The sequence below is a fragment of the Enterobacter sp. YSU genome (assembly GCF_016082135.1).
Lineage (GTDB): Bacteria > Pseudomonadota > Gammaproteobacteria > Enterobacterales > Enterobacteriaceae > Enterobacter > Enterobacter hormaechei_C.
Genome location: NZ_CP059487.1, coordinates 333,828 through 360,543 on the forward strand (window position 1 = coordinate 333,828; position 26,716 = coordinate 360,543).

Annotated in this window: 24 protein-coding genes; 13 read left to right on the plus strand and 11 right to left on the minus strand. The window is 56.0% G+C overall.

What is annotated here, in order from left to right; all coding sequences use genetic code 11:
* Positions 1-39: 39 nt before the first annotated feature.
* From H2Z33_RS01610 to H2Z33_RS01630, 5 genes are read right to left on the minus strand one after another with little or no spacing between them, the layout of a single operon-like run.
* Positions 40-3,156, minus strand: a complete 3,117-nt coding sequence (locus H2Z33_RS01610; RefSeq protein ID WP_063134788.1) for an efflux RND transporter permease subunit — start codon at positions 3,154-3,156, stop codon at positions 40-42.
* The gene (locus H2Z33_RS01615) at positions 3,153-4,352 is read right to left on the minus strand and encodes an efflux RND transporter periplasmic adaptor subunit (RefSeq protein ID WP_058689205.1); all 1,200 of its coding nucleotides are present in this window, start codon (positions 4,350-4,352) and stop codon (positions 3,153-3,155) included. The genes H2Z33_RS01610 and H2Z33_RS01615 overlap by 4 nt, the downstream gene beginning before the upstream one ends.
* Positions 4,349-5,605, minus strand: coding sequence for a TolC family protein (locus tag H2Z33_RS01620; RefSeq protein WP_023303289.1), 1,257 nt, complete (start codon positions 5,603-5,605; stop codon positions 4,349-4,351). Before H2Z33_RS01620 ends, H2Z33_RS01615 begins: the two co-directional genes overlap by 4 nt.
* 11 nt (positions 5,606-5,616) lie before the next feature.
* Positions 5,617-5,910, minus strand: a complete 294-nt coding sequence (locus tag H2Z33_RS01625; RefSeq protein ID WP_017694319.1) for a copper-binding protein — start codon at positions 5,908-5,910, stop codon at positions 5,617-5,619.
* A gap of 53 nt (positions 5,911-5,963) precedes the next feature.
* Complete coding sequence (locus H2Z33_RS01630; protein WP_032652952.1) at positions 5,964-6,365, minus strand: hypothetical protein; 402 nt, start codon at positions 6,363-6,365, stop codon at positions 5,964-5,966.
* A gap of 340 nt (positions 6,366-6,705) precedes the next feature.
* Here H2Z33_RS01630 and dcuC point away from each other — a divergent pair, with 340 nt between their 5' ends.
* From dcuC to ptsP, 7 genes are all read left to right on the plus strand, one after another.
* Positions 6,706-8,073 (plus strand): anaerobic C4-dicarboxylate transporter DcuC, encoded by a 1,368-nt coding sequence (dcuC, locus tag H2Z33_RS01635; RefSeq protein ID WP_017382481.1) that lies wholly within the window; start codon positions 6,706-6,708, stop codon positions 8,071-8,073.
* 94 nt (positions 8,074-8,167) lie between these two features.
* Complete coding sequence (rna, locus tag H2Z33_RS01640) at positions 8,168-8,977, plus strand: ribonuclease I (RefSeq protein ID WP_003858741.1); 810 nt, start codon at positions 8,168-8,170, stop codon at positions 8,975-8,977.
* Positions 8,978-9,150: 173 nt separating this feature from the next.
* Positions 9,151-9,474: a PTS fructose transporter subunit IIB gene (locus tag H2Z33_RS01645; RefSeq protein WP_017382483.1), complete on the plus strand. Its 324-nt coding sequence runs from the start codon at positions 9,151-9,153 to the stop codon at positions 9,472-9,474.
* A gap of 27 nt (positions 9,475-9,501) precedes the next feature.
* Positions 9,502-10,752, plus strand: a complete 1,251-nt coding sequence (locus tag H2Z33_RS01650; protein ID WP_045337956.1) for a PTS fructose transporter subunit IIC — start codon at positions 9,502-9,504, stop codon at positions 10,750-10,752.
* Between the two features lie 11 nt (positions 10,753-10,763).
* Positions 10,764-11,876 carry an aminopeptidase gene (gene ypdF / locus H2Z33_RS01655; protein ID WP_063134787.1) on the plus strand — a complete coding sequence of 371 codons (1,113 nt, stop codon included), beginning with the start codon at positions 10,764-10,766 and terminating at the stop codon, positions 11,874-11,876.
* Positions 11,849-12,889 carry an aminopeptidase gene (gene ypdE, locus H2Z33_RS01660; protein ID WP_063134786.1) on the plus strand — a complete coding sequence of 347 codons (1,041 nt, stop codon included), beginning with the start codon at positions 11,849-11,851 and terminating at the stop codon, positions 12,887-12,889. Before ypdF ends, ypdE begins: the two co-directional genes overlap by 28 nt.
* A 22-nt stretch (positions 12,890-12,911) precedes the next feature.
* Positions 12,912-15,407 carry a phosphoenolpyruvate--protein phosphotransferase gene (gene ptsP / locus H2Z33_RS01665; protein ID WP_063134785.1) on the plus strand — a complete coding sequence of 832 codons (2,496 nt, stop codon included), beginning with the start codon at positions 12,912-12,914 and terminating at the stop codon, positions 15,405-15,407.
* Positions 15,408-15,410: 3 nt separating this feature from the next.
* Here the strand turns inward: ptsP and H2Z33_RS01670 are convergent, their stop codons facing one another.
* On the minus strand, positions 15,411-16,265 hold the full coding sequence (locus tag H2Z33_RS01670) for a helix-turn-helix domain-containing protein (protein ID WP_032671319.1): 855 nt from the start codon (positions 16,263-16,265) through the stop codon (positions 15,411-15,413).
* Between the two features lies 1 nt (position 16,266).
* Complete coding sequence (locus H2Z33_RS01675; RefSeq protein ID WP_003858756.1) at positions 16,267-16,887, minus strand: flavin reductase family protein; 621 nt, start codon at positions 16,885-16,887, stop codon at positions 16,267-16,269.
* A gap of 262 nt (positions 16,888-17,149) precedes the next feature.
* Here H2Z33_RS01675 and rnk point away from each other — a divergent pair, with 262 nt between their 5' ends.
* Positions 17,150-17,560, plus strand: coding sequence for a nucleoside diphosphate kinase regulator (gene rnk, locus H2Z33_RS01680; RefSeq protein ID WP_006809650.1), 411 nt, complete (start codon positions 17,150-17,152; stop codon positions 17,558-17,560).
* Positions 17,561-17,697: 137 nt separating this feature from the next.
* Complete coding sequence (gene yldA, locus H2Z33_RS23525; protein ID WP_015571155.1) at positions 17,698-17,787, plus strand: small membrane protein YldA; 90 nt, start codon at positions 17,698-17,700, stop codon at positions 17,785-17,787.
* 10 nt (positions 17,788-17,797) lie between these two features.
* On the opposite strand, the gene H2Z33_RS01685 is transcribed toward yldA, so the two are convergent.
* The gene (locus H2Z33_RS01685; protein WP_015571156.1) at positions 17,798-19,036 is read right to left on the minus strand and encodes a zinc-dependent alcohol dehydrogenase; all 1,239 of its coding nucleotides are present in this window, start codon (positions 19,034-19,036) and stop codon (positions 17,798-17,800) included.
* A gap of 181 nt (positions 19,037-19,217) precedes the next feature.
* On the opposite strand from H2Z33_RS01685, the gene uspG reads away from it, so the two are divergent.
* Complete coding sequence (gene uspG / locus H2Z33_RS01690; protein WP_006809652.1) at positions 19,218-19,646, plus strand: universal stress protein UspG; 429 nt, start codon at positions 19,218-19,220, stop codon at positions 19,644-19,646.
* A gap of 59 nt (positions 19,647-19,705) precedes the next feature.
* Here the strand turns inward: uspG and ahpF are convergent, their stop codons facing one another.
* Complete coding sequence (ahpF, locus tag H2Z33_RS01695) at positions 19,706-21,271, minus strand: alkyl hydroperoxide reductase subunit F (protein WP_045142408.1); 1,566 nt, start codon at positions 21,269-21,271, stop codon at positions 19,706-19,708.
* A 188-nt stretch (positions 21,272-21,459) separates the two neighbouring features.
* Positions 21,460-22,023 carry an alkyl hydroperoxide reductase subunit C gene (gene ahpC, locus H2Z33_RS01700; protein WP_014882974.1) on the minus strand — a complete coding sequence of 188 codons (564 nt, stop codon included), beginning with the start codon at positions 22,021-22,023 and terminating at the stop codon, positions 21,460-21,462.
* A 621-nt stretch (positions 22,024-22,644) separates the two neighbouring features.
* On the opposite strand from ahpC, the gene citR reads away from it, so the two are divergent.
* The 3 genes from citR (at position 22,645) to H2Z33_RS01715 (ending at position 25,526) form a co-directional block, all read left to right on the plus strand.
* Positions 22,645-23,565, plus strand: coding sequence for a DNA-binding transcriptional repressor CitR (gene citR / locus H2Z33_RS01705; RefSeq protein ID WP_063134784.1), 921 nt, complete (start codon positions 22,645-22,647; stop codon positions 23,563-23,565).
* A gap of 126 nt (positions 23,566-23,691) precedes the next feature.
* Positions 23,692-24,915: a phosphoadenosine phosphosulfate reductase gene (locus H2Z33_RS01710; protein ID WP_063134783.1), complete on the plus strand. Its 1,224-nt coding sequence runs from the start codon at positions 23,692-23,694 to the stop codon at positions 24,913-24,915.
* Positions 24,900-25,526: an IbrB-like domain-containing protein gene (locus H2Z33_RS01715; RefSeq protein WP_032671323.1), complete on the plus strand. Its 627-nt coding sequence runs from the start codon at positions 24,900-24,902 to the stop codon at positions 25,524-25,526. The genes H2Z33_RS01710 and H2Z33_RS01715 overlap by 16 nt, the downstream gene beginning before the upstream one ends.
* On the opposite strand, the gene H2Z33_RS01720 is transcribed toward H2Z33_RS01715, so the two are convergent.
* Positions 25,527-26,687, minus strand: a complete 1,161-nt coding sequence (locus H2Z33_RS01720) for a pyridoxal phosphate-dependent aminotransferase (RefSeq protein ID WP_032652943.1) — start codon at positions 26,685-26,687, stop codon at positions 25,527-25,529.
* Between the last annotated feature and the right edge of the window lie 29 nt (positions 26,688-26,716).

The window sequence follows — 26,716 nt, forward strand, 5'->3', positions numbered from 1 at the left end:
TAAACTGCATGCCTGAATAAGCACATGCAGTTGACATATTTAACGTTGATGTAACAATTTGTAGAGTGCAGGAATAACTAACATCGATAATAACGGTGCCGTTACCATGCCACCAATCATCGGCGCGGCAATACGTTGCATCACCTCTGAGCCACTCCCACTCCCCCACATGATGGGCAGCAGTCCCGCCATAATAGTGGCGACCGTCATCACCTTCGGACGCACGCGCAGCACGGCACCTTCGTGGATCGCCCGCATCAGCACCGTATTTCCCCCTTCTGGCTCCAGCCTGTGAAATTTATCGAGCGCATGATTCAAATAAAGAACCATAATTACGCCGAATTCTGCCGCCACCCCGGAAAGGGCGATAAAGCCAACGGCCCCCGCCACTGACAAATTATATTCAAGCAGCCACAGTAACCACACGCCCCCAATAAGCGCGAAAGGCAATGTCCCCATTATTATCAGGACATTTGATATCCGCCTGAAGGTTAACCATAAAAGGACGAATATAATCATCAGCGTGACAGGTAAGATTATTTTGAGCGTCGCGGTCGCCCGTTCCAGATATTCAAACTGCCCGGACCAGGAGAGAGACACGCCCTGCGGCAATACCACCTTCTCCTCCACCCGTTTTTGCATTTCATCCACGGCGGACTTCAGATCGCGCCCGCGCAAGTCCACGTAGATCCAGCTGGAAAGGCGCGCGTTTTCACTTTTTAGCATCGGTGGGCCTTCCGTCACGACGATATCTGCCAATTCCCCCAGCGCCACCTGGCTACCGCTGGCGGTCACTACCGGCAACACCCGCAACGTGTCGACGTTATCACGCAAATCGCGGGGATAACGCAGGTTGATGGGATACCGCTCGCGTCCCTGGATCACCTCGCCAATGTTATCACCCCCGACCAGCGTGGAGACCAGGCTTTGCAGTTCATCGACGGAAACGCCGTAGCGCGCCGCTTTTTGCCGGTCGATACGTATATCCACGTAGCGCCCGCCTTCCAGACGCTCCGCCAGCGCAGAGGAGACGCCAGGAACGTCCTTCACCACCTGCTCAATCTGCCGGGCCACGCGCTCAATGTCGGCAATATTATTGCCGTTCACCTTAATGCCGACCGGGCTTTTGATCCCGGTTGCCAGCATGTCCAGGCGGTTACGGACAGGTGGCACCCACACATTGGCAATACCCGGCAGCGACACGGTTTTATCAAGCTCCTCCACCAGCTTTTGCGGCGTCATTCCTGGCCGCCACTGCTCGCGGGGCTTAAAGTGAATGGTTGTTTCCAGCATGGTTAATGGCGCGGGATCGGTTGCCGACTCCGCGCGACCGGCTTTGCCAAACACGCTCGCGACCTCCGGTACGCTTTTGATCAAGCGGTCCGTCTGCTGAAGCAGCCGCGATGCCTCGCGAGCAGAGATCCCCGGCAGCGTGGAGGGCATATAGAGTAAATCCCCTTCATCCAGCGGCGGCATAAATTCGCTTCCCAGGCGGCTCAGCGGCCAGAGCGTGGCGATCAGCAGCAGACATGCCAGTGCCAGCGTCATTTTCGGGAAGGTCAGTACCTTGTCCAGCAGCGGCTCATACAGGCGGATCAGGAGGCGGTTGATCGGGTTTGCCTTCTCATCCGGGATTTTCCCGCGAATGAAAAAGCCCATTAGCACCGGCACCAGGGTGATCCCAAGCCCGGCGGCCACGGCCATCGACCAGGTTTTGGTGAACGCCAGCGGCGAGAACATTCGCCCCTCCTGCGCTTCCAGCGAAAAAACCGGTATAAATGACAGCGTGATGATTAACAGGCTGCAAAACAGCGCCGGTCCCACTTCAACCGCCGCCTTTTCCGCCAGACGCCAGTATTCCCCCGACGCGGGCTCCTTGCCCGGATTATCATGCCGCCACTGCTCCAGCACCTTGTGCATGTTTTCAATCATCACAATTGCCGCATCCACCATCGCCCCGATGGCAATGGCGATCCCGCCGAGCGACATCATATTCGCGTTAATGCCCTGATAGTGCATCACCACAAAAGCACCGAGGATCCCCAGCGGCAGAGAGACCATCGCCACCAGCGCGGAGCGCAGGTGGAACAGGAACAGCGCGCACACCAGTACCACCACGGCAAACTCTTCGAGCAGCTTGTGCGTCAGCGTTTTGACCGATTCCTCAATCAGCGTGGAACGATCGTAGACCGGAACAATCTCGACGCCCTGCGGCAGCGTTTTTTGCAGCTCGCTCAGTTTCGCTTTTACCGCACGAAGCGTTTCCAGCGCATTCTGCCCGTAGCGCATCACGATCACGCCGCCAGCGACCTCCCCTTCACCGTTAAGCTCCGCCACGCCCCGGCGGATCTCCGGGCCAATGCCAATGGTGGCGACATCTTTCAGCAGGACAGGTACGCCATCGCGGTTGGCGATCACCACATTGCGAAAATCCTCCAGCGAGCGCAAATAGCCCGTTGTCCGCACCATATACTCCGCTTCGCCCATCTCCAGCAGGGCGCCGCCGCTCTCTTTATTGGCGGCCTGCACCGCGCCGGATAGCTGGCTGTGGGTAATATTCAGCGCGCGCATCTTCGCCGGGTCCGCCACGATCTGATACTGACGCACCATTCCGCCAATGCTTGCCACTTCAGATACATTCGGTACCGTCTTAAGCTCGAACTTAAGCGTCCAGTCCTGAAGGGCCCGCAGATCTGCCAGGCTGTGTTTTCCACTACGGTCGATCAGCGCATATTCGTAGATCCAGCCCACGCCCGTCGCATCCGGCCCCAGCGACACCTTCACGCCCGGCGGAAACTGCGCCTGTACCTGGCTTAAATATTCCAGTACACGGGATCTCGCCCAGTAGAGATCGGTGCCATCCTCAAACAGCACATACACATAAGCGTCACCAAACATTGAAAAACCACGCACGGTTTTGGCGCCCGGCACAGACAACATGGAGGTTGTCAGCGGCCAGGTCACCTGATCCTCAATCACCTGCGGCGCTTTTCCGGGGTAACTCGCTTTGATAATGACCTGCACATCAGACAGATCGGGCAATGCGTCCAGCGGCGCGCGCTGCACCGCCCACCAGCCCCAGCCGGCCATCATCAGCGCGGCCAGGATCACCAGCAGGCGGTTACGCAACGAGGCGCGAATCACAGCGGCAATCATGGCGTCACCTCCGGCATCACGCTACGCAGGCTGGCTTCGGAATCAATGAGGAATTGCCCGGACGTCACCACCTTATCGCCCTCTTTGACCCCGGACAGGATCGCCGTCCAGCCCTGCGCCGTCAGGCCGGTTTTCACCGTCACAGGCCGGAAATAACCGTTCCCGGTGGCCAGCAGCAGACGCGCAGACTCTCCGCTGTTAATCACCGCCTCTTCCGGCACCGCCAGCACCGGCGGGCCTTTCATCTCTTCCGCACGCCTGACGGAGAGGTACATGCCTGGCTTCAGCTTATGTGCGGTATTTTCCAGCACGATACGGGCTTTCAGGGTTCGCGTGGTCGCCTCCATCTGCGGCAGCAATTCGCTGACCGTGCCGTGGAATTGCTCCCCCGGCCAGCTTTCTGACGTTGCTACCACGTTGCTGCCCACTGCCAGAGACTGCGCCTGCGTTTGCGGGTAGTCGACCACCAGCCAGACCGGATCGAGGCTGGCGATCTCAAACAGCGGCGCCGTTGCGGTGATTTGCGCCCCTTCCCGCACGTCCAGCTTCACCACATAGCCCGCCCGGTCAGCGCGCAGGGTGAGCGTGGTCTGCGGCTTACCGCTACGCTCCAGCAAACGAATGACCTCTTCCGGCATAAACTGCAACGCCAACCGCTCGCGTGCGGCGCGGGTCAATGCGGCATCGCCAAGCTGACGAACCGCGAGATACTCCTGCTGGGCGGTGGTCCATTGCGGGATCCACAGTTGCGCCAGCGCCTCTCCGGCTTTCACCTGCTGCTGTGGCGCATTAACAAACAATTTTGACACCACGCCATTGGCCGGGGCTGACACCACCGAGACGTTACGTTCATCCGTTGCAACCGTGGCAAAGGCCGAGAACGGCGAAACCAGCTGGCGCATCTCAACGTTGGCGGTTTTCATCCCCAGGTTTTGCTGCTGTTGAGTGCTGATGGCCACGCCCGACGCCGCCTGTGCTTCATCGGCGTAGCGCGGGACCAGATCCATATCCATAAAGGGGGATTTACCCGGCTTATCGAAGCGCTGACCGGGCACCATAGGGTCGTACCAGTAAAGCACCTTACGTTCAGAGGGTTGTGCAGCCGCAGCCGGCTGATGCGTCTGCTTCTTTCCGACAAAATAGCCGCCAGCGGCAGCTATCGCGATGGCAATCGCCATTAACGTTGTTTTTTTCATTGCGCCAGCTCCTGCGGGATCAGCCAGTTCACGGCAGCCCAGGTTCGCGCCATTTCGCGCTCCGCCTGGTTCACCGCCAGTTCCGTATCCAGTACGCCACGACGCGCCTCCAGCAGGGCCGGAAGCGCCGACTGCCCAGAGCGATATTGCGCCGTCAGTACCGCCAGCCGTTGACGCTGCAACGGCAGTACCTCGTCCCGCTGTCGCTGCCACACCGTTTGCGCAGCCTGATACTGCGCCACCAGCGTTTGCACCTGGGCAATGTGTTCGCGTTTGAGCAGCGTCAGTTGATCCACCGCCTGCATTGAGCGGGAAACATCGGCGGCGTAATCCTTGTCCTGACGTTTTGACTGGAACAAAGGCAGATCCACGCTGAACATCACGCCAGCCATATCGTCATAGCCTTCGGCGCGGTGGGCGTAATAGACCTCCACATCCACATCGGGTATCGCCGCCACGGCAGATTGCGCTGAACGCGCTTTCGCGGTCTCGGCTTCACGTCGTGCGGCCTCCACTTCCGGGTGCCTGACGATCCCCTCCTGCAACGTTTTTTCATCGGCAGGAAGACGTTGATAGCGCGGCAGCGGACCGCGAACCGCCGTAATCGCGTGCCCCGTTAGCTCCAGCAGACGGCTTTGCGCCAGCTGCACATCCCGCTGCGCCAGCGTCTCTTTGTCGCGCATGGCGCTGAGGATCATTTGCAGGGCCAGTACGCTGTCCGGCGTGGCGCTTCCCGCCCCGACGCTCGCCTTCTGCACGCCCCGCTGGCGTTCGGTTTCACGGACCAGCGTTCTGGCCGTGTTCAGCGCCTGCTGGGCCAGCGCCAGATCCAGCCAGGCCTGGGCGGTATCACGCTGAAGCGCGGCGCGGACGGCCTCGGATTTTGCCAGCACGCTTCGCGCCTGCGCCTGAAAGGTCTGCGCTTTACGTTCCCGCTTCTCTGAGCTGACGTAGCTTTGCATGATGCCAACCTTCTGCATGGTCATCCCTTCGCGCGTCAGCCGCCGATCGTTGCTGCCCTGTACCGGCACGTTTTCGATACCGAATTTCAGTTTTGGGTCAGGTAATTGCGTGGCGGAATCCGCCATCGCATCCAGCGCCTGCGCTTCGTTACGGCTGGCGGAGAGTTCTGCTGAGTAGCGCTGGGCTTCGGTCAGGGTGTGTTCGAGCGTCCACGGCTCCGCCTGCGCGGCGGAGGTTAACAGGCCGAACAACACCCCACCGAGCCACAGGCTCAGTGTGTGTTGTTTCATGGTGACCTCGCTTAGCGTGCTGGCGTCAGCGAGATAATCTGGAAACCGTCACCCGCACGCTCAAGCGTGAAGGTCACTTCATCCCCTGGTTTGGCGTCATTCAGCGTGGCGCCGGCAGATAAAGTAAACGGCATGGTCATTGCTGGCCATTTTAGTTCCGGTATGGCCTCGTGCCGGAGCATGACGGCGCTGTCAGAGATCGACTGAACCACGCCGTGGCCCTGCCAGGTCTGGTTTGCCTGAACGGTATAAGAAGCGAAAGAGACGGACGCGCCAACCAGCGCGGAAAGGAATATAGTACGCATGATAAATCTCCTGTTAAACGTTAAGTAAATAAAATCAACGAATTAACAGGTTTTTACTCCCGAAACCGGCAGTAGCGGATCGTTGCCGGCGGCCCCACAGCAGGAGGGGTAACGGACCACGCAGAATGGCTTGCAGATGAGCACTCTGGGGTCGTTAAGGTCAGGGTCATGGCGGCAGGCAGCGCCACCAGATGCGGCTGGGCAGGATCTTTTTGTACCTGATCCGGCACACAATGCTTTTCACACAGCGGTGAAGCACCGGCAGCATAATGCGGCCCCGGTTGCGCCATCATATCCATATGCTGGATGGTGGCCACCTCACCGCGCAAATCCATTGAACATTGATGGGAGGCGACGGCCACCTGACTCTGGATCAACAGCCAGCCAAACGCCAGCAAAAACATCAGCAGATGTTTTTTGATAAAGCGCAGGCGATATGTCCAGCTGGCGTGCATATTCAGATCGTCGGATAGGGTAAAAGTGAACCGAGTATAAGCAGGCAAAAGAATGAAAGAGAAGTGGTTTTAAAGAGATTTACGTTTTAAATCGATTGTCGGCAAGTAATACTCAAAACCTTAACACTTCACCATCAATTTAATGACATATAATATCTATTCATCAGGTCAATAACGTCTTAATATAAATGACGCAGGGTTAGCAAAAATATCGTCATCAGTGCCTTTAGTAGTCTCTTTCTTGATTTTAATCAGCAAGGACTGGACATTTATTCGGCACATTTCAGCTTCTTTTTTATTGATTATTTGTCTCTCGGGCAGCAAGGATACAGGGGAAATCATGCTTACTTTTCTCGAACTCCTCATTGGAGTCGTGGTCATTGTCGGTGTAGCACGCTACATCATTAAAGGTTACTCAGCCACCGGCGTGCTATTTGTCGGCGGCCTGACGCTGCTGATCATTAGCGCGCTAATGGGTCATCAGGTTTTACCCGCCAGCGAAGCCAGTACCGGATATACCGCTACCGATATTGTGGAATATATAAAAATTCTGCTGATGAGCCGCGGCGGCGATCTGGGCATGATGATCATGATGCTCTGCGGATTTGCTGCCTATATGACCCATATCGGCGCGAATGATATGGTGGTAAAGCTGGCTTCTAAGCCGCTGCAATATATTAATTCCCCCTATCTGCTGATGGTCGCGGCCTATTTCCTGGCCTGTCTGATGTCATTAGCCGTTTCCTCAGCAACGGGCCTTGGCGTGCTGTTAATGGCAACGTTGTTCCCGGTAATGGTTAACGTCGGGATCAGCCGTGGCGCAGCGGCGGCTATTTGCGCCTCTCCGGCGGCGATTATTCTCTCCCCTACTTCCGGTGACGTAGTGCTGGCCGCAAAAGCCGCGGAAATGTCGTTGATTGACTTCGCCTTCAAAACCACACTGCCGATCTCCATCACCGCTATTCTCGGCATGGGCGTGGCGCATTTCTTCTGGCAGCGCTATCTCGATAAGAAAGAGAACGTCAGCCACGAAATGATGGACGTCAGCGAAATCACCACTACCGCCCCGGCGTTTTATTCCATCCTGCCCTTCACGCCGATTATTGGCGTGCTTATTTTCGACGGCAAATGGGGCCCGCAGCTGCACATCATCACTATCCTGGTGATCTGTATGCTGCTGGCGGCCATCCTGGAATTCGTTCGTGGTTTTAACACCCAGAAAGTGTTCACGGGTCTGGAAGTTGCCTTCCGCGGTATGGCGGATGCCTTCGCGGGCGTGGTGATGCTGCTGGTTGCCGCGGGGGTGTTTGCCCAGGGGCTGAGCACCATCGGCTTTATTCAGAGCCTGATCTCTATCGCCACCTCGTTCGGCTCGGCCAGCATTATCCTGATGCTGGTGCTGGTGGTGCTGACCATGCTGGCGGCGATGACCACCGGCTCCGGTAACGCGCCGTTCTACGCCTTTGTTGAGATGATCCCTAAGCTGGCGCACTCCTCCGGCATCAACCCGGCTTACCTGTCCATTCCGATGCTTCAGGCCTCCAACCTGGGCCGTACCATTTCTCCGGTATCGGGCGTGGTGGTTGCGGTTGCGGGGATGGCGAAAATCTCTCCGTTTGAAGTGGTAAAACGCACGTCAGTGCCGGTGCTGGTTGGCCTGATTATCGTTATTATCGCCACCGAAGTGCTGGTTCCCGGCGCTGCCTAAGCGAAATTCCTGATTTCCAAAAAGCGCCTGCGGGCGCTTTTTGTGCTTTAATAACCCCCAGAAATTAATCGCGCCCAACCAATCAGGAAAGCAAATGTTCAGGAAGGATATCGTTATCCCGTCTGGCGCAGTAGCGCTTGCACTCTGTGTCTTCTCAATTCAGGCAGATCCGCTTAAGCCAACCCAGTACGGCGATTTCGATCGCTACGTTCTGGCTCTTTCCTGGCAAACCGGATTTTGCCAGAGCATGGTCGAACGTAACCGTGACGAACCGGAAGAGTGTCGCCTGCAAAAAGAGAGCAGCAACAAAACCGATTTTCTGACCGTCCACGGCTTATGGCCCGCGCTGCCGAAATCTATTGCCGCTCGCGGAGTGGATGAACGCCGCTGGATGCGCTTCGGCTGTGCCACTCGTCCGGTTCCGAATATGCCGGAAGCAAAAGCCAGCCGCAAATGTGACGCCGCAGAGACCGGACTATCGCTAACCGGCGCGGCGAAGCTGAACAGCGTGATGCCCGGCGCGGGCGGCAACTCCTGCCTTGAACGTTATGAATACGCGAAACACGGCGTCTGCTTTGGTTTTGATCCCGACGCTTACTTCGGCACCATGGTGCGCATGAACCAGGAGGTGAAGCACAGCGCGGCAGGAAAATTTCTGGCGGAAAATTATGGCAAAACCGTCCGCCGCAGCGACTTCGATGCAGCCGTGGCCAAAAGCTGGGGGAAACAGAGCGTAAAAGCGTTCAAGCTTACCTGCCACGGCAATCCGGCTTATCTGACCGAGATGCAGATCTCGCTGAACGCCAGCACCATCAACAACCCGCTCTCTGCCGGCTCCTTTGCGCCACAGCCGCATCCGGGCAACTGCGGCAAACAGTTTGTCATTGATAAAGCCGGTTACTGATGCTGCGCCGGGCACCTTTTTGCCCGGTTTTTCATTGATTTCCGTGATATGACGATTAACCTCACACTTCCGCTCACACGCATCATTTTTCCAGCTAAAGCATTATTAATCCGGTAAACATCACTGAAACCTCCCCGCCATAATCATGGCGTTATCTACAGGAGGAATTTCACATGGCTAAAAAACTGATTGCACTGTGCGCCTGCCCGATGGGCCTGGCACATACCTTCATGGCAGCCCAGGCGCTGGAAGACGCGGCGACGGAAGCCGGTTATGAGGTAAAAATTGAAACCCAGGGCGCGGACGGGATCCAGAATCGCCTGACCCCGCAGGATATTGCCGACGCTGACATTATTATCCACGCCATCGCGATCACCCCGGAAGACAATGAGCGCTTCGAAACGCGCGACGTGTATGAGATTACGCTTCAGGACGCTATTAAAAACGCGGCAGGCACCCTGAAAGAGATCGAAGAGATGATTGCAGCAGAACAATAATAATCCTCACACCCAGGGGTTTTCGTCATGGCTATTAAAAAACGCAGCGCGGTTCGCCCGGACAGTCACGAGGGTGACACACTTGCCATCAAATCCGCACCGGTTGCCGCCGGTGCGTCTTTCTGGAAAGAGCTTCCACAGCACATTATGTCGGGGATATCCCGCATGGTGCCAACGCTTATCATGGGCGGGGTTATCCTCGCCATTTCACAGCTCATCGCCTACGTCTGGCTGGAGATCCCGCCTGACACCGGTATTCTCGACGCGCTTAACTCTGGCAAATTCACCGGTTTCAATCTCTCGATATTGAAATTTGGCTATCTGACCGAATCGTTCGGCGGGCTGCTGTTCAGCTTCGCCATCCCGATGTTTGCCGCCTTTGTCGCCAACTCTATCGGCGGAAAGCTGGCCTTCCCAGCCGGGTTTATCGGTGGCCTTGTCGCCACGCAGCCGACGCTGGTGCTGAACTTTGATGCGGAAAAACTGACCTGGCTTGCCACCAAACCCGTGCCCTCCACGTTTATTGGCGCGCTGATTATCGCCATAGCCGCAGGCTATCTGGTCAAATGGCTGAATAGCCGTATTAACGTACCGCAGTATCTGCTGGCCTTTAAAAGCACCTTTCTGATCCCAATCCTCTCGGCGCTGTTTGTGATGCTGGCGATGTATTACATCATCACGCCGATTGGCGGCTGGCTGAATGCAGGTATGCGGACCGTACTGCTGGCGGCGGGTCAGGCGGGCTCCATGATGTATGCCATCGGGATGGCGGCGGCCACGGCGATTGATCTTGGCGGCCCCATTAACAAAGCGGCGGGATTTGTTGGCCTGGGGCTGACAACCGATCATGTCCTGCCCATCACCTCCCGCGCCGTGGCGATTGTTATTCCGCCCATTGGTCTGGGGCTGGCCACGCTGATTGACCATCGTCTGACCGGCAAACGCCTGTTTAGTCCGCAGCTTTATCCGCAAGGCAAAACGGCCATGTTCCTCGCCTTTATGGGCATCAGTGAAGGGGCCATCCCGTTCCTGCTGGAAAATCCGCTTGCGACGCTGCCGGCGTATATGGCGGGTGCGATCGCGGGTGCGATGACCGCCACCGCGCTCGGTGCCGTGCAGTGGTTCCCTGAATCGGCGATCTGGGCGTGGCCGCTGGTCACCAATCTGGGGGCGTACATGCTCAGTATTGTGGTCGGGGCGGCGATCACCGCGCTGTTGGTCGTGATTATTCGTAACAGTCTGCACAAGCGCGGAAAACTCGCTATCGACACGCTGTAACGGGGTGAACCATGGAATTACTGAGAAGGCTTCATGCCTGGCTGGCTGCGGAAAAACTGGACGGCGTGCTCATCTCTTCGCGCCAGAATAAACAGCCGCACCTGGGCATTTCAACCGGTTCGGGATATGTGCTGGTGACACAAACCGCGGCACATATCCTGGTGGATTTCCGTTACTACAGCGATATCGCTTCACGAGCGGCGGGCTATGAAATGCACCTGCTTAACACGGAGAACCCGTTTGCGCAGGCGGTGAATCAGATTATTGCGAAGGAAGATCTTACCCGTCTTGGCTTTGAGGGTGAATACGTGAGCTGGCAAACAGGCGTGCTGTGGCGCGATAAGCTGAATACCACCCTTTGCAGCACCTCGCTAGACGCGCTGCGGCAGATAAAAACCGCTGACGAAATCGACCGTATCCGTGCAGCATGCGGCATTGCCGACCGCGCCGCACAGCACATCCGGCGTTTCATTCAGCCCGGTATGCGCGAGCGTGAAGTCGCTGCCGAGCTGGAGTGGTTTATGAAGCAGGAGGGTGCGGACAAGCCCTCTTTCGACACCATTGTCGCCAGCGGGCCGCGCGGTGCGCTGCCCCACGGCAAAGCCTCTGACAAAGTGATTATGCCTGGCGAGATGATCACCCTTGATTTCGGCGCCCAACACCAGGGGTATTGCTCGGATATGACAAGGACCTTTCTTGTCGCCGGGCAAAACACGCCGCCGGAGGAGCACCCTCTCTATGCGGTGTACCAGATCGTTCTGGCGGCACAACAGGCGGCCATTGATGCCATCCGCCCCGGCGTTTCCTGTCATCAGATCGATAGCGCCGCACGTTCCGTGATTGAACGTGCAGGTTACGGCCCGCAGTTCGGGCATAACACCGGCCATGCCATTGGTATTGATGTCCATGAAAATCCACGTTTTTCCCCCACCGATCGCACCCTGTTACAGCCCGGCATGGTGCTGACCGTTGAGCCGGGGATCTACCTTGAACACCTGGGCGGGGTACGAATTGAAGATGTGGTGCTGGTGACGGAAACGGGCGCCGAGGTGCTTTATACCCTCGACAAACGGCTATTGCTGACGGGAGAACAAGAATGGACAGAGATTTACTGCGCGCCCTGAGCGAAGCAGACGCCATTGCGGCCTCAGAGCAAGAGGTGCGCGACATCCTGCTCAGTGAGGCGCAAAAATACCATAAAGAGGTTCAGTTTGATGGGCTGGGTTCCGTGCTTATCCGCGTCAACCAGAGCCGGGGCCCGAAGGTGATGGTCTGCACCCATATGGATGAAGTCGGTTTTATGGTGCGTAGCGTCTCGCGCGAAGGGGCCATTGATGTCCTGCCCATCGGCAACGTGCGCATGATGGCCCGCACCCTTCAGCCGGTGCGCATCACCACGCGTAACGGGGAAAAAATACCGGGACTGCTGGATGGGGATCTGAAAGGAGAAAACGTTGACAATTTGCGTGTCGACATTGGCGCGACGTCGGCGGAGGAGGTGTTCGCCGCCGGTATCGACGCAGGCGACCGCGTGACGTTCAATACGCCCTTTCAGACCCTTCCTCACCATCGGGTGATGGGTAAAGCCTTCGACGATCGTCTCGGCTGTTACCTGCTGATCGCGCTGCTGCGCGAGCTGCACCAGACGCCGCTCGACTGCGAGCTGTGGCTGGTGGCCAGCTCAAGTGAAGAGGTCGGCCTGCGCGGCGGCCAGACCGCCACGCGCGCCATTCATCCTGATATCGCGCTGGTGCTGGATACCGCCTGCTGGTCAAAAAATTTCGATTATGGCAGCGCCAACCATCGCCAGATCGGTGCGGGCCCGATGCTGGTGCTGTACGACAAAACGCTCATCGCCCCAGCCAAACTGATTGCGCTGGCTGAGACGATCGCGCGCTCGCAAGGGATCCCGCTGCAAAAAGACATGTTCAGCAACGGCGGAACGGACGGCGGGGCGATCCATCTCTCCGGCACTGGCGTGCCGACTCTTGTGCTTGGTCCCCCGACCCGACACGGGCACTGCGCGGCATCCATTGCCGACGAAAAAGACATTCATCACACCCAACAACTGCTTGTCGCGCTTGTGGCATGCATGAACCGTGAGACCGTGGATCATCTGACGGACTTCAGATGCTGATCTCACGCGGCCAGGAGGAAGTATGCTTTCAATTGAATTTTTCTGCCCACTGCCCAACGGCCTGCATGCGCGTCCGGCCTGGGCGTTAAAAGAGCAGTGCAGCGCATGGCGCAGCGACATCCGTTTTATCAACAGACGGCTTAACACTCACGCGGATGCCAAAAGCTCGCTGGCGCTGATCAGTACCGGTACGCTGTTTAATGACAGCTGCGTGCTGGAAATTAACGGCAGCGACGAGGAGCAGGCCCGACGCGTGCTGGAGGCGTATCTCACCGGCGCGTTTATCGACAGCGACAGTATTCCCTCCGGCGACGCGCCGCACGTTGCGCATCCCCTGCCCCGTTCGCTTGTAAGGCTTGCTCCCCACCTTCAGCACGGCATTACGCTCGCCAGTGGCATCGGGGCTGGCACTCTGCGAGGCTGGCAGAGCGATAACCTCAAACGTTATTGTCAGATCCCCGCCTCGCCGGAAGATATTACCCGCCTGGAACACAGCCTGGCGACGCTGGCTGAACAGCTCAACCACCGTCTGCGCGGGCTGGACGGCGAGAGTAAAACCATTCTCAGCGCGCATCTTTCGCTGATCCAGGATGAGGAGTTTGGCGGCACCATACGCCGACTGATCGCCGAGGAACGGCTAAGCCTTGCGGAGGCGATCATTCGTAATATGGAGCTGATCTGCGACAAGCTGTCGCTCTCCGCCAGCGACTACCTGCGTGAACGCGTCAGCGATATTCGCGACATCAGCGAGCAGCTTCTTAACATTACCTGGCCGGAGTTGCAGCAAACCTCCGCATTCACCCTCAGCGCTCCCACTATTCTGGTGGCGGAAGATCTGACGCCCAGCCAGTTTCTCAGCCTCGACACGCAGTATCTGAAAGGCATGGTGCTTGAAAAAACAGGCCGGACGTCGCATACGCTGATCCTGGCACGCGCGGCCTCCGTGCCTGTGCTGAGTGGTTTAACGGTCGCCTCGCTGGCGCCGTTGATGGGAAAAAAGGTCATTCTGGACGGCATCTGTAGCGTGCTGGTCGTTGAACCCAACGACGCGGTGAATGATTACTATAGCGTGGCGCAGCGCCTTGCCGACCGACGCCACCAGCAGCAGATCAAAGATGCGGGTCTTCCAGCACTCACCCGCGACAACGTACCGGTAAAGATTGCCGCCAACATCGGCAGCGCGCTGGAAGCGCCCGGGGCGTTTGCCTGCGGCGCGCAGGGTATCGGGCTGTTTCGCACTGAAATGCTGTATATGGACAGAGACTCCGCGCCGGACGAGCAGGAGCAATTCGAAGCCTATCAGCAGGTGCTGCTCTCCGCGCAGGGCAAGCCGGTCATCTTTCGCACAATGGACATCGGCGGCGATAAGCAGATCCCTTACCTGAACATTCCCCAGGAAGAAAACCCGTTCCTCGGCTATCGCGCCGTTCGTATTTATCCCGAATTTGCCGATCTCTTCCGCACCCAACTGCGCGCGATCTTACGCGCAGGCGCCAGCGGCAATGCGCTGTTGATGATCCCGATGGTGCACAGTCTCGATCAGATTTTATGGATCAAACAGGAGCTGCAAAACGTTCGTGACGCCCTGGCCTCACAGGGGTTACGTCACACCGCACACCTGCCGCTGGGGATCATGGTTGAAGTGCCTTCAGTCTGCTTTATCATCGATCACTTCTGCGAAGAGGTGGATTTCTTCAGTATCGGCTCGAACGATATGACTCAGTATCTCTACGCTGTCGATCGCAACAACCCGCGCGTTTCGGCGCTGTATAACCCCATCACACCGTCTTTTTTACGCATGGTTCGCCAGATTGTCACCGCAGCGCATCGTCACGGGAAATGGGTCGGCATTTGCGGGGAACTTGGCGGAGAGCAGCGCTACCTCCCTCTTCTGCTTGGTCTGGGCTTAGATGAGTTCAGCATGAGCGGGCCGCGCATCCCTGCGGTAAAAACCCAGCTGCGTCAGCTGGACATGGCAACCTGCCGGGCGCTGGCGGAAAAGGCCTGCGACAGCCGCAGCGCAGAGGAGATTGAAGCCCTGCTGGCGGATTTCACACCGGAAGCGCCGCCGCGTCCCTTGCTGGCCCTGGAGACTATCGTGGTCAATGAGCCGCTGACCTCAAAAGAGCAGGTACTTCAGTTCTTATGCGGAAATCTTGCGATTCATGGCAGGACCGAAAACCCGCTGGAGCTTGAAGAAGATCTCTGGCAGCGCGAAGAGATTGTCACCACCGCCGTCGGGTTTGGCGTGGCGATCCCTCACACCAAATCGCAATGGATACGCCACTCCAGCATCAGCATTGCACGCCTGGACAAGGCGATTGACTGGGAGTCGGATTTGGGCGACGTCGAGCTGGTGATCATGCTGACGCTCGGCGCTCAGGAAGGGATTAATCACGTGAAGGTCTTTTCCCAGCTGGCGCGGAAGCTGGTCAATAAAACGTTTCGCGAGTCGCTGTTTGCAGCAAAGACGCCGCAAAGTATCCTGGATCTGTTGAACGCTGAAATCACGTTCTGACTGTCACTGAAAGCGTGCGCGATACTCCCCCGGCGTCAGGCCAAACTGGCGCCGGAACAGACGGCTAAAATAGTCGCTATCGGCATAGCCGCAGCGCTTCGCTACTTCCCCCACCGGCAGGTGGTATTTTTGCAGGATGGTTCTCGCCTTCGCCATACGCACCCAACGAACGTAATCCACAAAACTCATCGTCCCCTGTTGGGAGAACAGGCGTGACAGATGGTTAGCCGAAATATTAAAAAGCGCGGCGACGCTGTCCCGCGACAGGGATTCAGCATAGTTTTCCTGCACCCAGTTACAAATGCTCTGATAGAGGAAATCCCCGCGCGACAGTCCCGGTTCAGGCAGCGACGACACCACTTTCCGGCACCAGTGCAGCAGGCTCAGCACCAGCGGTTGAATAATGGCCTGATCCTGCGGGGAAGCGCTCAGGTGCGTCAGGGCCATCAGCATCGCAGCACATTCGCCTCGTTCAGGGTGAGGAAGCTCAACGTGTCGCTGCGCAGGCACGGAGCGCCCGTGACGGGTATCATGAAACACCAGCCCCAGCCACGACGGCGCAAAAAGAATGCTCAGCAGCATGACCGGTCGTTCAAACACCGGGACGCTGGCGGCCTGGGCGGGAAGAAACAGCATTTCCCCCTGGCAGAGGGTCTGCTGCCCGGTAACCAGTCTGTTGCCATATTCCCCGCGAAGAACGACATCAAGCCGTGGCCAGTCGCGGCTCACGCTTCCGACAGCGTCAGACGCGCCACGTTGAGCAAACCAGACTCGCCCCAGTTGCTGTGGGTTGAGCACCAGGCCGCTCAACAGATCGGCAAAAAACTGCTGATCGGCGGGCAACAGGGTTGCGTGCATATCACCCCCTGCGCGCATCCGGGCGTACCAGATCGAAGCGATGGCTGTCACTGATGGCGTAGTAGGCCGTCGGTCCACCCGCACGCAGAATGGGCTGCGCTTTCGCGGTCTGGTAAATCCCCTCTTCCAGCAAACTCTCGGCGATATGGACGCCCACGACTTCGCCGAGCACCAGCCAGGTATCAATCGGTGTCCCATCCGCGCCGGTAAGCTGAATGCACTGTGACAATCGACACTCGAAATTCACCGGGCTTTCCGCCACGCGCGGCGAGCTCACAAGCTGGCTGGCAACGGGCGTCAGGCCGGCAAAGGTAAATTCATCCTCGCCATGAGGGAGCGTGGCGGAGGTTTCATTCATCGCCTCGGCGAGATCGCGCGTTGCGAGGTTCCAGACAAACTCCCCCGTTTCGGTAATATTCCGCACGCTATCCTTCCAGCCGTTGCTGGAAAAACCAATGATCGGTGGGCGATAGTTAAAGCAGTTAAAGAAGCTGTACGGGGCAAGGTTCAGTTGACCGGCCTTATCACAGGATGAGATCCAGCCAATCGGACGTGGACCGATAATGGCGTTCAGCGGGTCGTGCGGCAGGCCGTGCCCCTGAGACGGTTGGTAAAAGTACATATCGCTCTCTCTACGCTGGGGCTGCAACGCGCATTGCCCGGGTTCAGTCTTTCCAGCGTAACGAAATTTCCGTTCAGCGTGAATCGGGACGCCGGGTTTATTGCCAAAAATTCATATGGCGCATGATTGTGACCTTCATCACTTCAAACTTACGGTTTCAGACAGTATCATCAGATAAGTTAAACCCTCGCTGCCAGACGGCGAGGGTTTTCTTTTGGATTGGTTTCTGCGTTACACGCAGCATTAACGACATGGAGTAAAAATGTCCAGACCTACGATTATCATCAATGAACTCGACGCAGAACGTATTGACCGACTGTTGGAGAAACCAGAATTCGCCTCGCTGCCGGTAGCCGATGCGCTGAACGAAGAGCTCGACCGGGCGCAGATGTGTACGCCTGAGACCATGCCGCATGATGTGGTCACCATGAACAGCCAGGTGAAGTTCCGCAACCTGACCACCGGAGAGGAGCTCACCCGTACGCTGGTCTATCCGGCGCAGATGACCGACAGCAGCACGCAACTGTCGGTGCTGGCACCCGTGGGCGCGGCGCTGCTTGGACTGCGCACGGGCGATACCATCCACTGGGAACTCCCGGGCGGCGCCTCAGCTCACCTGGAAGTGCTTGAGCTGCTCTACCAGCCCGAAGCCGCTGGCGATTACCTGCGTTAATCCCTTCTGAACAAGCGACCCCGCTTTGCACAGAGGATGCACACGCATCCTCTTTCCGCAAATTCACCCTATTGTGCTATACCGGACAAAAACCGCTTAATCCACGCTTAGTCTGTTGTAGTGCCGTGGGGACGGTCATGGGTGAGATACTTGTTATCACACTGGTTTTTCTCATCATCCTGGCGATCCTCGTCGTGGCGGTGCTGTATCTTGAGCGCCACTGGTGAGTGAGGAACCTCACACAACGCCGCCGGGGAAGGCATTCACTAGTCCCTTCACTTTCTGCTGCGCTGCCTCCGGGGTGTCTGCGCCAGGCACCAGGATCACCTTGCGGCACTCCTCCTCCCGTTTTTCGAAGATCTTATAGGCGCGTTCCGCATCAGCCAGCGGAAGATAGTGGGTCACAATATCTTCTGGGGTAAGCAGCCCCTTTTCGATGAGCGGCAGCAGCTCTCCCAGCCAGGCATGGACGTGGGTCTGCCCCATCTTAAAGCTCAGCCCTTTATCGAAGGCATCGCCAAACAGGAAGCCGTGAATAAAACCGGCGTACACGCCCGGCACGCTGACCACGCCGCCGCGTCGCACCGCAGCAATGCACTGGCGCAGGGCTTTGCCGCTGCTGCCTTCAATTTTCAGGTTACTGAGGATCGTTTCCGTGGTGCTGCCTTTGGCCTCAAACCCGACGGCATCAATCACCGCATCCACTCCGCGCTGTCCGGCCGTTTGCTCAATGATTTTCTCCGCCGCGTCGTTATCGTCATCAAAGTTAATCGGGATCGCGCCGTAGCGCTCCTGGGCAAACCGCAGTCGATAGGGATGATGGTCAACCACGAAAATCTGCTCTGCGCCGAGAAGCCGCGCGCAGGCAATGGTCAGTAACCCCACCGGCCCGGCCCCGAATACGGCGACGCTGGAGCCTTTCTGGATCTGCGCATTTTTTGCCGCCTGCCAGGCGGTAGGCAGAATATCTGACAGGAAAAGCGCTTTGTCGTCAGACAGCAGCTGGGGCACTTTAAACGGCCCCACGTTGCCTTTCGGGACGCGCACATACTCCGCCTGTCCGCCCGGCACGCCGCCGTAAAGATGGCTGTAGCCAAACAGCGCGGCAGGGGCGGGAATTTGCTTTTTGTTCAGCGCCGCGCCCTGCCCGCGGTTCGTGTTTTCGCAGGCCGCGTACTGTTGCATCTGGCAAAAGAAGCAGTCACCGCAGGCAATCACAAACGGGATCACCACCCGGTCACCTTTCTGCACGTTTTTCACTTCGCTCCCGCACTCCACCACCTCGCCCATAAATTCATGACCAAAGATATCGCCGTGCTGGACCTTGGGAATTTTTCCGCGATAAAGATGCAAATCAGAACCACAGATCGCCGTGGCCGTTACGCGCAGGATGATATCGTCAGGCTGTTCGATGCCCGGATCGGGGACATTATCGACCCGAACATGATGCGGACCGTGATAGGTGAGAGCTTTCATGCAACCTCCGAAAGGGTGTGGGTAAGCTTATAAAAGGGTAGCTACCTCTCGGGATCTGCCCCGGAATCCGGCTGTTTTGAGATTTATCCTGGCGAGATAAAAAAGTGCTGTCGGGATTACAGAAACCTTTTATATTTTGTGGTTGAATGATTTCAGCGTTTATAAACAAGGAGAAACGGTTATGTATCAAACAATCATTATGCCGGTTGATGTTTTCGAAATGGAACTGAGTGATAAGGCTGTACGTCACGCGGAATTTCTCGCGCAGCAGGACGGAGTTATTCATCTTCTGCATGTTTTACCGGGCTCTGCCAGCCTGAGCCTGCATCGTTTCGCTGCTGATGTGCGTCGTTTTGAAGAGCATTTACAGCATGAAGCCGAGACACGCCTGCAAACCATGGTCGGGCACTTCAGCATCGATCCTTCCCGCATCAAAACCCACGTCCGGTTCGGTAGCGTGCGCGACGCCGTTAATGAGCTGGCGGGGGAATTAAATGCCGACGTGGTAGTGATTGGTTCACGTAACCCTTCCATCACCACTCACCTGCTGGGGTCGAACGCCTCCAGCGTGATCCGCCACACCCACATTCCGGTAATGGTCGTGAGATAAAAAAAGAGGCCACCTTTTGGTGGCCTCTGGCATTGCAGGTGTCGTCTTGCTTTCTTTTATTATGCGGTTTTGGTGCGGATCAGATAATCAAACGAGCTCAGCGACGCTTTCGCACCTTCGCCAGTGGCGATGATGATCTGTTTGTACGGCACGGTGGTGCAGTCGCCCGCCGCAAATACGCCCTTCACGCTGGTTTCGCATTTCGCATCAATGATGATCTCGCCCATGCGGTTGCGCTCAATCGCGCCTTCCAGCCAGGTGGTGTTTGGCAGCAGGCCAATCTGAACAAAGATCCCTGCCAGCGCCACGCTGTGGATATCGCCACTCACGCGGTCACGGTATTCCAGACCGGTCACTTTGCTGCCGTCGCCTTTCACTTCTGTCGTCTGGGCATTGAGCACAATATCGACGTTATTCAGGCTACGCACCTTATCCTGCAACACCTGGTCCGCTTTCATCTCCGGGGCGAACTCCAGCAGGGTAACGTGTTCAACAATTCCCGCCAGATCGATAGCCGCTTCCACGCCGGAGTTACCGCCGCCGATCACCGCTACGCGTTTACCTTTGAACAGCGGGCCGTCACAGTGCGGGCAATAGGTCACGCCTTTGGTGCGATACTGATCTTCGCCCGGGACGTTCATGTTGCGCCATTTCGCGCCGGTGGCAATGATCACGCTGCGCGCCTTCAGCACCGCGCCGGACGCCGTTTCAATCTGGTGCAAACCACCCTCGACCGCGGCCGGAACCAGTTTGCTGGCGCTCTGGCTGTCAATGACATCCACGTCGTAGTCGCTGACGTGCGCTTTCAACGCCCCGGCCAGCTTCTGGCCTTCGGTTTTCGGCACGGAAATGTAGTTTTCAATGTCAACGGTATCCAGAACCTGACCACCGAAACGCTCGCCCATCAGACCGGTACGGATCCCTTTACGTGCGGAGTAAACCGCTGCCGCCGCGCCCGCCGGGCCGGAGCCAACAATCAGTACGTCGTACGCATCGCGTTGGTTCAACTCTTCCGCCGCACGTTTTTCTGCGCCGGTATCCACTTTGGCGACGATTTCGGTCAAGGTCATACGCCCCTGGCCGAACTCCTGACCATTCAGGTAAACTGCCGGAACGCCCATCACGTTGCGCTCGGTGATTTCGTTCTGGAACGTACCGCCGTCAATCGCCGTGTGCTTAATGCGTGGGTTGAGGACTGACATCAGGTTCAGCGCCTGCACCACGTCCGGACAGTTATGGCAGGAGAGTGAGTAATAGGTTTCAAACTCAAAATCACCGTCGATATCGCGGATCTGCTCCAGCAGCGCCTGCGCTTCTTTTGACGGATGACCACCGGTCCACAGCAGCGCCAGCACCAGGGACGTAAATTCGTGCCCCAGCGGAGAGCCCGCGAAACGCGGCCCCTGGTCAGACCCTGGGTTGGCGATCAGGAAAGAAGGCTTACGGACTGCCAGCGTGTTGTCTTCTTTGAAGGTCACTTTCGTCGACAGCTCAGCAATCTCTGTCAGCAGCGCTTTGATTTCTGCCGATTTCGCGCTGTCGTCCAGCGTGGCAATCAGCTCAACAGGTTTGGTCAGTTTCTCAAGGTAGGCCTTGAGCTGGGTTTTCATGTTAGCGTCGAGCATTATTCTTCCCTCTCTTAAAACGTCATCATGCAAGCCGCCTTATACGGGCTGCCTGAATGCAACTTGCATCATGGTGCTGGAATGAAATGGGCGCGGGGAGCGCCCATTGATTGCCGGGTGGCACTTCGTTTACCCGGCCTACGATACTGTAGGCCAGTGCAAGCGTAGCGCCGCCAGGCTTTACAGACTTAGATCTTGCCAACCAGGTCCAGAGATGGAGCCAGCGTCGCTTCGCCTTCTTTCCATTTCGCCGGGCACACTTCGCCTGGGTGAGAAGCAACGTACTGAGCCGCTTTCACTTTGCGCAGCAGGTCAGATGCATCACGGCCGATACCTTCAGCGGTAACTTCGATAGCCTGGATAATGCCCTGCGGGTCAACAACGAAGGTCGCGCGGTCTGCCAGGCCTTCATCTTCACGCATGTTGTCGAAGTTACGGGTCAGGGCGCCAGTCGGGTCGCCGATCATCGCGTATTTGATTTTCGCGATAGTTTCAGAGCTGCTGTGCCACGCTTTGTGGGTGAAGTGGGTATCGGTAGAAACAGAGTAAACGTCTACGCCCAGCTTTTGCAGTTCTTCGTAGTGGTCTGCCACGTCGCCCAGTTCGGTCGGGCAAACGAAGGTGAAGTCAGCCGGATAGAAGAAGAACACGCTCCAGCGGCCTTCGGTATCTTTCTCAGTTACTTCGATGAACTCACCGTTTTTGAACGCCTGGTTTTTGAAAGGTTTAATTTTGGTGTTAATCAAGGACATCTGTACTTCCTCCGTGTTTTCGTTGAGATGTAAGGTAACCAACTTTGTTCATCGGGGCTAATGCGTATGCTTTATCAAATCAATCAGCCAAACCTTACAACAGCAACAAGACAGCAAGGTGAACCTTTTAAAGGAAAACCTGAAAGTAAAAAGGCCGCCTCAACGGGCGGCCCTGATACCTGAATTCCCCGCAGGTACATTCAGTGCCAGCCGAAGCTGGCGTTGCGTTGCGCTCTACATACCTTGTATCAAGGCCGTAACAGCGGTTTGATTACAGCACCCGCGCGCGCATTGAGCAATGGACAAGAGGGATAGTCCTGCCTATGGTTGTGATAGGCTAAACCGAACAGGCTTCTGAAACGTTATAAATTTAATTTCATAATAAATTTCGCGCTATATATAAATGCCAGTTGTTATTCAAATAATTCAATCACACTTCAAAGATAAAATTATCTTAATAAACCTTGAAGTTGTGTTTCAATAATCCAAAGCCATGATATATTAAGATCACTTAAATTTTGAATTAAGCAAGTTACCCACACGGATTGAAAAAGGTAACTTTCCTCTGTCGTACTCCATGATGTGATAACGACAGCAAACACAGCACACTCAGGACGAAACATGGCCAACCTCTACGACCTAAAAAAATTCGATCTCAATCTGTTAGTCATCTTCGAATGCATTTACCAACATCTCAGTATCAGTAAGGCTGCCGAGACACTTTATATCACGCCATCCGCCGTGAGCCAGTCGCTGCAACGCCTGCGTGGCCAGCTCAATGACCCCCTGTTCATCCGTTCAGGTAAGGGAATTACGCCGACCACGGTGGGCACCAACCTCCATCATCATCTTGAACAGAATCTCAACCAAATTGAACAGACGATCAACATGATGCATCACTCGGACATCAAGAAAAAGTTCGTTATCTATTGCTCCCAAATGGTGTCGCCTGGCTATATGCTCGAACCGATGAAACTATTAATATCCGAGGAAAATTACGAGATAGAACAACGCGATATGCTTATCTCTCCGGAATCCGCAGAGGACCTGCTCGCCTACCGTAAAGCCGACCTGATTTTCACAATTGCCCCGGTAAAAAATCGCTCTGTGGTTTGTGTTCACTTTACCACGGTGCCAATAACGTTAATCTGCCGGGAAAACCATCCAAGACTCACCGATACGGTCAGTCTCGAGGCGTTATACCGGGAAAAATTCACCTTTTACCAGAGTGCGCACCCGGGCGTTAAAGAGTTCCAGAATCGCGCCAATGACGTTTTCCCGGAAAGAAATATTGCTTTTCGCACGGACTCCATCAGCTCGCTTATCTCCATGGTCAGTTCATCTGATCTGTTAGGCTTTATACCCGTATCAATCTATGAAGCCTATAAAGAGACGTTAAAATTAAAACGGATCGCCGCCCCATTTGAATTGCCCGAAATACATGTCTATATGCTTTACAGCCGTTCATCGCTGAACAGCAGCGTTTTTTCAACGTTCATTGAGAAAATGCATAAACTCTGTCTTTCCGCTCCATCTGCGTAAAATCATTTATATGATGAATATAAAAATCGCAAACTGAAAAAATGATCCCGTGAAAATAATGAAAAATGATTTCATAATATCGTCTTAATTTTTTCCAGACATTTAACACGCAGGATGCGATTAACCATGTCGATCTATAAAATCCCTTTACAGGAAAATGTTTTAGACGCTTCAGCGGAACGCATAGACTGGACGCTAAACAATTTCTCCAGGGTATGCGTTTCCTTTTCCGGTGGAAAAGATTCTACCGTGATGCTGCATCTCGTTGCCCAGCAAGCACGGCAATTAAAGCGAAAAATAGATGTCATCTTTCTGGACTGGGAAGCGCAATTCTCCTCAACCATTCAGCATGTTGACACGATGAGAACGCTGTATCGTGATGTTATCCATCAGTTCTGGTGGGTAGCGCTTCCGCTCACGACCCAGAACGCACTGTCACAGTTTCAACCTGAATGGCAGTGCTGGGAACCCGGGACAAACTGGGTTCGCCAGCCACCGGAAGATGCCATTACCGATTATCACTATTTCGATTTTTATCAGCAGGGAATGACGTTTGAAGTCTTCGTGCGAGAGTTTGCCGAATGGTATGCGCAAAAACGTCCTGCCGCCGTCATAGTGGGGATCCGCGCCGATGAATCCTACAACCGTTTTCTGGCGATCGCGTCGGCACGTAAGCAGCGCTTTTCTGACGATAAACCCTGGACGACCGTCGCACCGGGTGGTCACTCCTGGTATATCTACCCTCTGTACGACTGGAAAACCGCCGACATCTGGACGTGGTTCGCGAAATCAAAATGTTGCTATAACCCCTTATACGACCTGATGTACAAGGCGGGGGTGCCGCCACGTTATATGCGCATCTGCGAACCGTTTGGCCCGGAACAGCGTCAGGGCTTGTGGCTCTATCATGTCATTGAACCCGAACGCTGGGCGGCGATGTGTGAGCGTGCCTGCGGGGTGCGCAGCGGCGGTATTTATGCCGGGCACGATAACCATTTTTATGGCCACCGGAAGATCCTGAAACCAGACCATCTTGGCTGGCGCGAATACGCCATGCTGCTACTCGACAGCATGCCGCAAAATACGGCGGAGCATTACCGCAATAAAATTGCGGTTTATCTCCACTGGTATCAAAAGCGAGGCATGAACGATATTCCCGATACGCAGGAGGGCGACATTGGCGCCAAGGACATCCCCTCCTGGCGACGTATCTGTAAGGTTTTACTTAATAACGATTACTGGTGCAGGGCCCTGTCATTTAGCCCAAATAAACCAAAACACTATCAGCGCTACAGCGACAGAGTGAAGGCAAAACGCAAGGAGTGGGGCATTTTATGCGACAGCGAATAATCACCGAAATTGACATCTACCTTCAATCACTTACCGAAGAGGATCGAATCAATGCCATTAACGCCTTCCGTCAGGCAATACATAAAAACAGCCCTTTTCGTGAGCAACCTATAGACTGTGTGCTCTGGGTTAAGCAGGACGCGATTACCGCCAACGATTACAACCCCAATAACGTTGCCCCACCGGAAAAACGATTACTCAGCAAGTCACTGGAACTTGATGGATTCACCCAGCCTATCGTTGTGACCGAAAGCGAACAGCAGCAGTATGAAATCGTGGACGGTTTTCACCGCCATGAAATTGGCACAACCCGGGCGGTTTTGAAGCGCCAGCTCAAAGGGTACTTACCCGTCACTTGCCTGCGCCAGGAGCGACAGGACAAACATAACCGAATGGCGGCCACCATTCGCCACAATCGGGCTCGTGGGCGGCATCAAATCAACGCCATGTCAGAGATTGTTCGTGAACTGGTTCAGCTCGGCTGGGACGACGAGAAGATAGGCAAGGAGCTTGGGATGGATAGCGACGAAGTGCTGCGCCTCAAACAAATCAACGGTCTGCTCGAACTCTTCGCAGACCGTCGTTTTTCTGAAGCCTGGACGGTGAAATAGTCAGAGCGCGTTTAACCGCGCTGCCGCTGCCAGCAGCGTCGATTCCTGCTTCGCAAAGCAAAGTCGGATCAGCTTATGCGGGAAGGGATCGGCGCAGAACACCGACAGCGGAATGGCCGCCACGCCCACCTCTTTCGTCAGCCACTGGCAGAAACTCACGTCGTCCAGATCGGAAATCGCGCTGTAGTCGGCCAGCAGGAAATAGGTCCCTTCACAGGGTAAAATCTCCAGACGGCTTTTGCTCAACGCAGCCACAAACCGATCCCGACGCGCACGGTAGAAATCCGGTAGCTCACGGTAGTGTCCGGGTTCGCTGCGCAGCATATCCGCCAGCGCCAGCTGAGCGGGTGTGTTCACCGCAAACGTCAGATACTGATGCACTTTACGCAGCTCAGCGCTGATGGCGGCGGGCGCCACGCAGTACCCGACCTTCCAGCCGGTCATATGGTAGGTTTTGCCAAATGACGATACCGCGATTGCACGCTCACGAAGCTGCGGATGCGCCAGCACGCTGGCATGCCCCTCTTCGGCGAAGCAGATATGCTCATACACCTCGTCGCTCAGAACATAGATTTCACGTTCGGCGATGGCCTGCCACAGGGCGGCAAAATCGCTCTTCTGCCACACCGTCGCCGATGGGTTGTGCGGCGTATTCAGGATCACCAGCCGGGTTTTATCGCTCAGCAGCGCGGCAAACGCCTGCCAGTCCGGACGAAAATGCGGCGGCTGGAGCGCCACGCGTTTCACTACGCCGCCGGCCAGTTCAATCGCCGGGGCGTAGCTATCGTAGCTCGGGTCAAAACAAATCACCTCATCGCCCGTACGCACCAGGGCGGTTATCGCCGCATACAGCGCTTCGGTCGCCCCTGCGGTTACCGTGATCTCGCTGTTCGCATCAGGTTTATAGCCATACAGCTCAGCCGTTTTATCCGCAATGGCTTCACGCAACGCCTGCACGCCGGTCATCGGCGCGTACTGGTTGGCTCCCTGCGCCACGTGGTACGCCAGACGCTCCTGCAAATATTTCGGCCCGTCAAAATCCGGAAAACCTTGTGAGAGGTTAATGGCGTTGTGCTGCTGCGCCAGGGCGCTCATCTGGGTAAAAATCGTCGTGCCAAGATTTGGAAGTTTACTCTGCGGGATCAACGGGTTATTGCTCATTGTAGTGTGCCTGCCTGTAATACTTATGT

Coding starts and splice junctions, on each gene's coding strand:
- H2Z33_RS01610 (WP_063134788.1), bottom strand. CDS start 3,156: ATGATTGCCGCTGTGATTCGCGCCTCGTTGCGTAACCGCCTGCTGGTG.
- H2Z33_RS01615 (WP_058689205.1), bottom strand. CDS start 4,352: ATGAAAAAAACAACGTTAATGGCGATTGCCATCGCGATAGCTGCCGCT.
- H2Z33_RS01620 (WP_023303289.1), bottom strand. CDS start 5,605: ATGAAACAACACACACTGAGCCTGTGGCTCGGTGGGGTGTTGTTCGGC.
- H2Z33_RS01625 (WP_017694319.1), bottom strand. CDS start 5,910: ATGCGTACTATATTCCTTTCCGCGCTGGTTGGCGCGTCCGTCTCTTTC.
- H2Z33_RS01630 (WP_032652952.1), bottom strand. CDS start 6,365: ATGCACGCCAGCTGGACATATCGCCTGCGCTTTATCAAAAAACATCTG.
- dcuC (WP_017382481.1), top strand. CDS start 6,706: ATGCTTACTTTTCTCGAACTCCTCATTGGAGTCGTGGTCATTGTCGGT.
- rna (WP_003858741.1), top strand. CDS start 8,168: ATGTTCAGGAAGGATATCGTTATCCCGTCTGGCGCAGTAGCGCTTGCA.
- H2Z33_RS01645 (WP_017382483.1), top strand. CDS start 9,151: ATGGCTAAAAAACTGATTGCACTGTGCGCCTGCCCGATGGGCCTGGCA.
- H2Z33_RS01650 (WP_045337956.1), top strand. CDS start 9,502: ATGGCTATTAAAAAACGCAGCGCGGTTCGCCCGGACAGTCACGAGGGT.
- ypdF (WP_063134787.1), top strand. CDS start 10,764: ATGGAATTACTGAGAAGGCTTCATGCCTGGCTGGCTGCGGAAAAACTG.
- ypdE (WP_063134786.1), top strand. CDS start 11,849: ATGGACAGAGATTTACTGCGCGCCCTGAGCGAAGCAGACGCCATTGCG.
- ptsP (WP_063134785.1), top strand. CDS start 12,912: ATGCTTTCAATTGAATTTTTCTGCCCACTGCCCAACGGCCTGCATGCG.
- H2Z33_RS01670 (WP_032671319.1), bottom strand. CDS start 16,265: ATGCACGCAACCCTGTTGCCCGCCGATCAGCAGTTTTTTGCCGATCTG.
- H2Z33_RS01675 (WP_003858756.1), bottom strand. CDS start 16,887: ATGTACTTTTACCAACCGTCTCAGGGGCACGGCCTGCCGCACGACCCG.
- rnk (WP_006809650.1), top strand. CDS start 17,150: ATGTCCAGACCTACGATTATCATCAATGAACTCGACGCAGAACGTATT.
- yldA (WP_015571155.1), top strand. CDS start 17,698: ATGGGTGAGATACTTGTTATCACACTGGTTTTTCTCATCATCCTGGCG.
- H2Z33_RS01685 (WP_015571156.1), bottom strand. CDS start 19,036: ATGAAAGCTCTCACCTATCACGGTCCGCATCATGTTCGGGTCGATAAT.
- uspG (WP_006809652.1), top strand. CDS start 19,218: ATGTATCAAACAATCATTATGCCGGTTGATGTTTTCGAAATGGAACTG.
- ahpF (WP_045142408.1), bottom strand. CDS start 21,271: ATGCTCGACGCTAACATGAAAACCCAGCTCAAGGCCTACCTTGAGAAA.
- ahpC (WP_014882974.1), bottom strand. CDS start 22,023: ATGTCCTTGATTAACACCAAAATTAAACCTTTCAAAAACCAGGCGTTC.
- citR (WP_063134784.1), top strand. CDS start 22,645: ATGGCCAACCTCTACGACCTAAAAAAATTCGATCTCAATCTGTTAGTC.
- H2Z33_RS01710 (WP_063134783.1), top strand. CDS start 23,692: ATGTCGATCTATAAAATCCCTTTACAGGAAAATGTTTTAGACGCTTCA.
- H2Z33_RS01715 (WP_032671323.1), top strand. CDS start 24,900: ATGCGACAGCGAATAATCACCGAAATTGACATCTACCTTCAATCACTT.
- H2Z33_RS01720 (WP_032652943.1), bottom strand. CDS start 26,687: ATGAGCAATAACCCGTTGATCCCGCAGAGTAAACTTCCAAATCTTGGC.